8 protein-coding genes are annotated in these 8,396 nt (G+C 44.9%); 1 reads left to right on the forward strand and 7 read right to left on the reverse strand.

Annotated elements, in window-relative coordinates; translation table 11 throughout:
- Positions 1–255: 255 nt before the first annotated feature.
- The 7 genes from JNC77_RS17195 to JNC77_RS17225 all read right to left on the reverse strand — a co-directional run bounded on the left by JNC77_RS17195 (position 256) and on the right by JNC77_RS17225 (position 6,728).
- Entirely contained in the window at positions 256–1,044 is a 789-nt protein-coding gene (locus tag JNC77_RS17195) for an ABC transporter ATP-binding protein (RefSeq protein WP_374834723.1), read from the reverse strand.
- Between the two features lie 13 nt (positions 1,045–1,057).
- Entirely contained in the window at positions 1,058–1,909 is an 852-nt protein-coding gene (locus tag JNC77_RS17200; RefSeq protein WP_374834725.1) for an ABC transporter permease, read from the reverse strand.
- Positions 1,902–2,906: an ABC transporter substrate-binding protein gene (locus JNC77_RS17205; RefSeq protein ID WP_374834727.1), complete on the reverse strand. Its 1,005-nt coding sequence runs from the start codon at positions 2,904–2,906 to the stop codon at positions 1,902–1,904. Before JNC77_RS17205 ends, JNC77_RS17200 begins: the two co-directional genes overlap by 8 nt.
- 127 nt (positions 2,907–3,033) lie before the next feature.
- Positions 3,034–4,251 carry an FAD-dependent oxidoreductase gene (locus JNC77_RS17210; RefSeq protein ID WP_374834729.1) on the reverse strand — a complete coding sequence of 406 codons (1,218 nt, stop codon included), beginning with the start codon at positions 4,249–4,251 and terminating at the stop codon, positions 3,034–3,036.
- A gap of 43 nt (positions 4,252–4,294) precedes the next feature.
- Positions 4,295–4,972 (reverse strand): DUF2848 domain-containing protein, encoded by a 678-nt coding sequence (locus JNC77_RS17215; protein WP_374834731.1) that lies wholly within the window; start codon positions 4,970–4,972, stop codon positions 4,295–4,297.
- 19 nt (positions 4,973–4,991) lie between these two features.
- Complete coding sequence (locus JNC77_RS17220; protein ID WP_374834733.1) at positions 4,992–6,338, reverse strand: amidase; 1,347 nt, start codon at positions 6,336–6,338, stop codon at positions 4,992–4,994.
- Between the two features lie 3 nt (positions 6,339–6,341).
- Positions 6,342–6,728: a cupin gene (locus tag JNC77_RS17225; protein ID WP_374834735.1), complete on the reverse strand. Its 387-nt coding sequence runs from the start codon at positions 6,726–6,728 to the stop codon at positions 6,342–6,344.
- Positions 6,729–6,958: 230 nt separating this feature from the next.
- Between JNC77_RS17225 and JNC77_RS17230 the strand changes: the two genes are divergently transcribed.
- Entirely contained in the window at positions 6,959–7,861 is a 903-nt protein-coding gene (locus tag JNC77_RS17230) for a LysR substrate-binding domain-containing protein (RefSeq protein ID WP_374834737.1), read from the forward strand.
- Positions 7,862–8,396 lie beyond the last annotated feature (535 nt).

Consider the following 8,396-nt stretch of genomic DNA (forward strand, 5'->3'; position numbering starts at 1 on the left):
TCTCCTTGGTGGCTTTTAAAAACAACCACACTATCGCACAAAAGCGGATCAGGAGGCCGTCCACCACATCAAGTCCAATGTTCAAGTTATATAACAGGTGCAGTTATTCCGGTCATAGGCGGTTACTAATTTGATAAATATAAAACGAATTTAGACCAAGTTATTGTTTCAAAATAATGCCTGTCAATTATTTAAACTAACAGGCCTTATTTTAATAAGTCCAATGATACCTTTAGAAAATATAAGTGTCCGTGTTTAGTTAGTTCGAGCGCCGGCGGTAATAAAACTTCGAACCTCTTCCTTGATGCGGTCTGATATGAATCGGTCTTTATGAGCATCAGTTGGAACTGGTATTTCAGCCATTAATCTTGCCGGAGCACCAAAAACTAGTATACGGTTTGCAAGAAAAATTGCTTCATCAATACTATGCGTAACAATCAGAAACGTTGTAGATTGTTCATGGGCAAGGGTCTTGAAATCCTGTCGCAACCTTGATGCAGTCACGTCATCTAGCGCGCTGAACGCCTCGTCGAGAAGAACCAGCTCAGGATTGGCAGCAAATGCACGGGCAATATTAACGCGTTGTCGCATCCCCCCCGACAATTCGCTCGGAAGAGCATTTTTGAACTGACTTAGCCCGACTGCATCCAGCCATTTAGCTGCTATATCTCGCCGTTTCTGTTGTTCCACTCCCTGTATCCGTAGTGCCAATGCCGCATTATCCGTGGCAGAAAGCCAAGGCAGAAGACGGTCTTCTTGGAAAATTCGGGCAATATGCCCTTTCTTTTTACGAACAAAATTTTCAACTCTTTGTCCGTCAATTCGTATCTGGCCGCTATCAAGATTTTTCAAGCCGAGAAGGCAATCAAGCAACACGGATTTACCCGCACCTGTCGGTCCAACAATCGCCACATACTCTCCAGATTGAACTGAAAAACTCAGATCAGCAATAGCGGAGAATTCTCCGCCATTAGTCTGGCGGAAACTCTTTCTTGCATTTTCAATAACGAGTTTAGGCATGCTTTCATAAGGTGAAGCAGACATTCCATTCCCCATTTTAGTTAATTCCCCGATTATCGTCACGCCAACGCAGAGCAATACGCTCAAGGAATTCAATCGCGTACGTCATAACCAGTGCCATCATTACAAGGAATAACGTCCAAGCCAGAACAGCAGACATGTCAAAAACATTCTTAGCCAAATCCAGCTCTTTACCGATACCAAAAGAGGCTCCTACCAGTTCAGCAACAATAACTGTACGCACAGCATTACCTACATTCAGCTTGGCCGCAGTGAAGGCAGATGCTTTTACATAAGGCCATAACAACAGACGTACGTGTTGAACTGGGTCTGCGCCAAAGGCGAGCACCATGTCGGTCAGCTTCCGGTCTACTGCACGCACCCCGTCATATACGCAGTAAATTGTGACTGGTGTGCACAACATAATCAGTACGAAACCGATGCGTAACTCAGTCGTCGAAAACCAGATGATTACAATAATGACCCAGTTTAAAGCTGGTATCCCCATTATAAATTTTACGAGAGGGCGTAAAAACTCATCGATTCTACGCGACAATCCCATGGCTAGGCCAATGGGAATACCAATTAACAAGGATGCAGAGACCGCGAGGATAAGCCTTGTCCATGTGATCAAGCCTTGTGAAAGCAGATCCCAATTAGTCAGAATATTCCAGAAACTTAAAGCGACGCTTTGTAAACCCGGAAAGAGATAAGGTTTTGAAAACTGGGCTGCAATTTGCCAAATCACAGCTATTACAAGAAAAGGCAGTACCTGCCGCCAAATACTTTGAAGCCACATATATCGTCTAGATGACGACATTTTGGATATTCCTGGCATGGTTTCGATTGCAAGCGCTCTAGAAGCGACATTTTTGTTTGAATTACTCATTCGTCGCCCCCCAATCATAATAAATGCCTTCATCAGGCAATTCAGTCAGAAAATTTACATCCTTAAAGCCGCGAAAAAGTGCATTTATATTATCTTTTTGTTCAATCGCTGGCTCGATCTTGAACTGCGTAATCCCGAATTTACGGCTCAAAGCAAGTGCTTCTAATGGTACCCGTGTAAATTCGGAAATGATCGCATCAGCCTCATCCGGTTTCTGATTGTAAAAACTTGCAGCCTCCTGCCACATTTTTAATGTTGAGGCTGCCCGCTTAGGGTTCCCATCAATCCATTCCTTCTGAGCATATGCTCCTAAATACCAGACAGGCGCATCCGAATTGATCGAAAGGGCTTGCCGGATACCGGCATTCATATCACCAACCATATGGAAATCATGTGTCAGCATTTCAGACAAAGCCGGATCAAACAGCAGCCCTGCATCGACCTTATCAGCCAGTAACTGCGTACGGACTGATGAAGGTGGCGAGTTGATGAGATTCAAATTGCGGCGAGGATCAAGGCCATTCTGCTTTAAAAAGAGCTCCGCCATACCATAAAAGCCGGAACTCGTCGTAGCAGCGATTGTTTTACCCTCAAGATCATGCGGGGTGCGTATTGCCGGATCCTTACTGATGAAAGCATGGTTAGCAGTCGAAATCGTAAATAGCAGTTGGAGTGGCACACCACGTACATAAAAATTCGCACAGTTATAGATGGCTCCGAAAATATGGCTCGTACGTGAGGAAGCCAGATCAGAGTATAAAACAGAAGGGTCGCTGTATAGATTTACATCGAAATCCAAGCCATTTTGTTTATCGAGTTCCAGCTTCTGGATAATAGGAATGAGAAATGATCCATTAGATGGTGGTGCAAGCCCCCCAGCGCCAGAACGGTTTACCTGTGCCCACGCCGCCTCATGTCCAAGCATTCCTGTTGTGGCAGCCGCTCCGAGGCCAATGGTCTGGAGCATTCTTCTGCGTGTTAGAATTAAGTTTTTCATTGTAATTCCTCCCTTTTGTTCAAAATTCTATCTGTTTACGAATTTTCATCCGTTATTTTATTATTGATAAAATTTTGAATAATTAATTATTGCTCTATAATCATCAGACGAATATTAGCCACCTAGATTATTCGGCTGCCTCTGCAAGTAAGGCATCAGCACGGTCCAACGAATCCAACATTGCTATGCGTCGCAGAAGTTTTCGTCCCAATTCAGGATTATTCGCTGCTGATCTGATCTCATTACGGAATCTAGACCGGTCAGCCTCATCTTTCGCTTCAAGGTTTCTTTTATTACGAATAGTATCTCCTTGAATTGCTTCAAGAGTTACTGTTCTGCGCTGATGATCATAGTCAGAAAGAATGGACGATTTAGCAGTTTTGTTGATTACAGGTCCCAGCTTGCTGGTAAGACAAATCGCATCATGAATACCACCATTCATCCCCATACCACCAAGCGGATTGTTAATATGCGCAGCATCGCCAACCAAAAACGTGCGCCCTTTCTTAAACTCTGCCGCAACACGCTGATGTACCCGATACAAAGTTTTATGCATAATCGGGCAGTCCATATGATCTGGCACAACCCGTCTTAACGAAGCGGTTACATAAGCATCGGACGTTGCTTCCTCATCACTCATTTCCGTAGGAACCGGCATCATTACTCTCCAAGCGCCCAAGATACGTAGAAGAAAATACCATCTCTCCGAGTCTGCCACATAAGTCACAGACGATAAGCCAGGACGCAACATTTCGAAGTCAACCGGGGTTGTCATAACCAGAAACCGCTCTGGCCAAGTAAAGCCTTCAAATTCTATATTCTGGTCACGTCGGATAATACTGTTTGCCCCGTCAGCACCAATCAGCCAAGAGCAATCCAACTCTTGATCGAGACCATGTTGACGCACGATAATGCGTACACTGTCTTCATCTTGAGAAACAGAAATTACTTCACTATCAAAAGAGATGGAAAAAAGCGGATTACTTTGCAAGACATCCAGAATAATGCGTGTCAGCTTGAATTGTTCTGCTTGAAGCCGGAAAGGATGACGGGTCAGGTCGGATATGTCCCCGAAATTAAATGTTCCAAGAACACCATCTTCAGATGAACAATATTGAACAGTCGGCGCTTTCAAACCTTGTTTAATCAGTGCATCAGCAAAACCCAGATCCTCAAGAATATCCAAAGTCGGTGGGTGAAACGTGGATGCGCGGGATTCAGTGCTCAGATCGCTGAGTTTTTCTAGTACAAGAACCGGAATTCCCTGACGAACAAGATCTGCTGCAGCAATCATACCTACCGGTCCTGCCCCAGCAATGATTACTGGATGGGGTTCTTTTTTCATATTTCCCTCGATATCCTTATATTATGCAATGAATAAGAAGTTTTCAGGCGCGCACCGGCATGACCTGAACATCATAGCTGCTGGCGATCGTGCGTTTTAAAACCGGATCATACAGCTGATATTCAAAGCGCGATGCTGGACGTATGGAGCCAATAACAGGAAGTGTGCCGCCAAGAAGAACCGTACCATCCTCAATGGTCTCATAACCCGACATTTTTGAAAGCAGCTCATCTGGATGCAAAAGGTTTTTAATACCTCCCTCCTGATATGTGACCGCTTCTCCGTTCTCTGTAATGCGCGAGCTCAAAAGCAGACGATCCCAATGGGGCAGAACTTCAGCCAGCGGCCAAAGTTTTGATGCGCAAGGCTTGTCACACATTTGTTTGGATAAAGTGACATCAATTGCTTCTGCTTTGCGATCAGTATGATCGGAAGCTGCGCCGACATAAGTTTTACCTGAGTGCCTGATCAGGAAATATTCGACTTCACCACTACTATCCGGTCCAGAATTTTCCAAAACATGGCACGGAGATAGCCGCGATGCAGACACGCGATAAAAGAGCGGAGTGCTAGTGGGTCTTTTAATACCCAAAGCTTCCAATTCAACAATATGATGCTCAATTGCTGCCTGATTACGTCCGGCCCAACCGGCAATAATCAACTTGCGTACCGGAATATCAACATTTTCAGAGCCTTCATGACTCTCGATTTCAAATTTCATTGTATTTCTCCGAAATGCGCTACATTACGTAGTGCGCACACATGTTTGATACGCCTTGAGCAATTTCAAAAAGCCGGCGATCTGCATTGCGATGGCCCATTAACATCAGTCCTACAGGGGCTTTTTCACTGGAATGAATGGGAACTGAAATAGCGCCGCTCCCGAACATATTGGCCGGCGAGGTATTTCTTAAAAGCAGCTTGTTTATGCGGTAATACTCATCCTCATCAGCCAAAGTCATGATCGCAGGCGCAACAATGGGAACAGTGGGCATGGCCAATACATCAAATTCAGATGACTCATCAGCGAAAAGCAAAGAGAGTTCTTCCCGCTTGAGTAAAAGTTTTGAGTATTCTATTTTTGTGATGCTCTTACCAGCCTCGATGCGCTTTCGAATAAGAGGGTCGTACAAATTTGCTTGTTTTGCTAATAAATCCCGATGCCATGCATAAGCCTCTGCAGCAACTATGCCGCCATTAGAAATCATTTCTCCAAGTCTGGAGAGCGATTTAAAATGTACCTTCGAAATAACCGCACCACTTGCGGACAGTTGTTCCAGGGCCTGTGAGAACGCTGCGGCGACCTCATCATCCAGATCATCAAGCATATAGTTAGCGGGAACCCCCACCCGAAGCCCCGAAACCGATGCAGTATGGAGAGAGCTAATTTTCTCACCACGCAAAACTTGATCTAGTATCGCACAGCATTCTACTGAATTGGCAATGGAGCCTATACTGTCTAGACTAGGCGACAGAGGCACAATACCATTGCTTGAGATCGTGCCGGCACTCGGTTTGAAGCCAACCAACCCGCAAAGTGCTGCCGGTATACGGCACGAGCCGCCGGTATCTGTTCCGATTGCTGCGATGCACATGCCATCCGCCACTGAAACAGCAGCCCCTGAAGAGGAGCCACCCGGTATCCGACCGGTTGCTCTGTCCCAAGGGTTAAGCGGGGTTCCGTAATGTGGATTGATGCCTATGCCGGTATAAGCGAACTCTGACATATTCGTTCGGCCAATCAGAACGGCACCTGCGGAAAGCAGCCGCTGTGTGACCGTACAATCATCATCTGCCACATGTTCACTCAATACACGAGAGCCAGCTCTTGTGATGTCGCCGCGCACATTGAACAAATCTTTAATCGACAGAGGTATGCCAGCAAGCGTCCTGCTATATTTTGACATGTCAGTACGGTCTGCCGCATGTGCCTGCGCGATTGCCGAAGCACGAACACCTCCGATAAAGGCACGCGAGCCCTCACCTGACGGATCCAGAATTCGCGAGATAGCAAGTTGCGTCAATTCTGTGCTTGTGCTCTTACCTGATGAAAGCTCGGCAAGCGCTTCTGATATAGTTTTCCTCATATCTTAGACCGGATCGAAATAGTGAATTTCGAGCAAAAGGCAGCCTTGCTCAGACTTGAATGGCCCGTGCCAAGCATCTGGCGGCCGGACAGCATAGGTATAACCTGAAAAGGGAGTGCCTCCTTTGCCGGCTGCATCATTACCGACTGTCAAATCTCCGCTAACAAGAAAAACCTCCTCCCAATAATCATGTACGATCGGCTTGCTTGAAAAAAATCCTGCCGGAAACTTCAAAAGACGAGTTCTGCTGCCTTTTTTATTTTCCGTGTCCAATTCGCCTGAAAGAATTTTTTCTAAAGCACCAGACTCTGGATCATAGCCATCTGGCAACTGCCAACCATTGTTCATATCTATTGTATGAAACTCATCATGAAGTTTATTAACACCCATTCTGCCCTCCCAAAACAGATTTATGTGTTCCTTATGCCTGTGGAAAAAATAGCGGCCCCCATTTCAACAGGGGCTTCAACGGGTGTAACTAGAAAGTATCACCGCTAGAGGCGTATATTTTCTATCCGTTCCAACTTCACACACAGAGTATCTGCTTTAAATGTAAGGTGTCTTGTGCATATTGAGCAAACGATATATATCGAGGACATCTTGAGTTTTTGGAACTAACTATGCGACGCAAGTTACCTAGCTTGACAGCTTTGACCGCCTTCAACGCAGCTGCTAATCACCAAAGCATTACGCGTGCTGCTGATCAGTTATCATTGACAGAAAGCGCAGTATCCAGACAGATATCTCAATTAGAACAACAGCTTGGAGTACGACTCTTTCACCGAATTAAAAAAAGAATAGTATTAACACATGCTGGAACAGCCTATGCATCAAGAGTAGTTCACCTTCTCAAGACACTTGAACGAGATACTTTTGAGGTCATGGGTTATGAAGCAGACGGGACAGTTCTTGAAATTGGCGCATTGCCAACCGTTGGTACACAGTGGCTCATACCTCGTCTTCCAAGCTTTTATGCGAGCCATCCGAAAGTAACAGTTAATGTCAGTGCACGAAGCGTTCGCTTTTTCTTTAGCGAGACTGCGTTAGACGGCGCGCTCTATTTCGGCCAACCGGACTGGCCTGGTACCTATGCTGATTATCTTTTTGATGAAATGCTGGTTCCAGTAGGCAGCCCTCAATTACTTTCCGGAAAGAAGAAGCTTGCTGCCGAGGATATCGTAAATCTACGCCTTTTGCATCTGGCAACGCGCTCTGACGCATGGCGGTTATGGTGCACAGCCGCCGGCATTGAATATGTGAACGTCATGCGGGGCCCACGCTTTGATATTCAATCAATGTTGATAAGTGCTGCCTGCTCTGGCATCGGAGTAGCGTTATTGCCTCGGTTTCTAATTTCTGATCAATTGCAAACTGGGCAGTTACAGATCCTTTCATCATTATCAGTTTCTGGAGGTGGACAATATTTCTTCTCCTATCCCCAAGAAAAATTAAACGACCCGCTGCTAACGGAATTTCGTTCTTGGTTGCAAGTACAAGCTAAAATTTTTAAGGAAAATAACTAGTTATTTAGGATCATTATCCATTTAAAAAGTAAACATTCATGAACTGCCCCTATACCCTGCATTTTCAGGAAAGCATGGCTAAACGGGGGAGGCCGATCATAGTAAAATCACACAACTGTTTAACCCTTGCGACGATCAAGCGATCAAGGTTGTGCGAGCTTTGTGCAAAAGACAGATCGCCATTTTCACCTGACGGGCATCATGTGTGTTGGTTGAAATTTTTTTGCGTCTGACGGAGAATCTTGACATAAGATATAGTATGATTAACTGCGAATTCAGAACGACCGCTAGCATGACTATGTAAAAAAGAGGTTCTCACTAATACGTATAAGTTTATTTGTTAATACAGCAAAAAACTTAGTCTAAGATAATTCGAGACAACAAAAGAGATATTATATTACTGGGTAAGGTAGAACGGATGCGCTAAACATTGAAACTTAGTTATATCGGAAAATTCCGTTCCATAATCCATCTTATCAAATTCATATTTATAACAGCTATATAGAGATGCGACACTTGGGCAAATTAGAGATGC

Source organism: Paenochrobactrum pullorum (assembly GCF_041929845.1).
Classification (GTDB): Bacteria; Pseudomonadota; Alphaproteobacteria; order Rhizobiales; family Rhizobiaceae; genus Paenochrobactrum; species Paenochrobactrum pullorum.

Excerpts from the sequence above, each read along its gene's own strand:
- JNC77_RS17195 (WP_374834723.1), bottom strand. The coding sequence starts at position 1,044 with ATGTCTGCTTCACCTTATGAAAGCATGCCTAAACTCGTTATTGAAAAT.
- JNC77_RS17200 (WP_374834725.1), bottom strand. The coding sequence starts at position 1,909 with ATGAGTAATTCAAACAAAAATGTCGCTTCTAGAGCGCTTGCAATCGAA.
- JNC77_RS17205 (WP_374834727.1), bottom strand. The coding sequence starts at position 2,906 with ATGAAAAACTTAATTCTAACACGCAGAAGAATGCTCCAGACCATTGGC.
- JNC77_RS17210 (WP_374834729.1), bottom strand. The coding sequence starts at position 4,251 with ATGAAAAAAGAACCCCATCCAGTAATCATTGCTGGGGCAGGACCGGTA.
- JNC77_RS17215 (WP_374834731.1), bottom strand. The coding sequence starts at position 4,972 with ATGAAATTTGAAATCGAGAGTCATGAAGGCTCTGAAAATGTTGATATT.
- JNC77_RS17220 (WP_374834733.1), bottom strand. The coding sequence starts at position 6,338 with ATGAGGAAAACTATATCAGAAGCGCTTGCCGAGCTTTCATCAGGTAAG.
- JNC77_RS17225 (WP_374834735.1), bottom strand. The coding sequence starts at position 6,728 with ATGGGTGTTAATAAACTTCATGATGAGTTTCATACAATAGATATGAAC.
- JNC77_RS17230 (WP_374834737.1), top strand. The coding sequence starts at position 6,959 with ATGCGACGCAAGTTACCTAGCTTGACAGCTTTGACCGCCTTCAACGCA.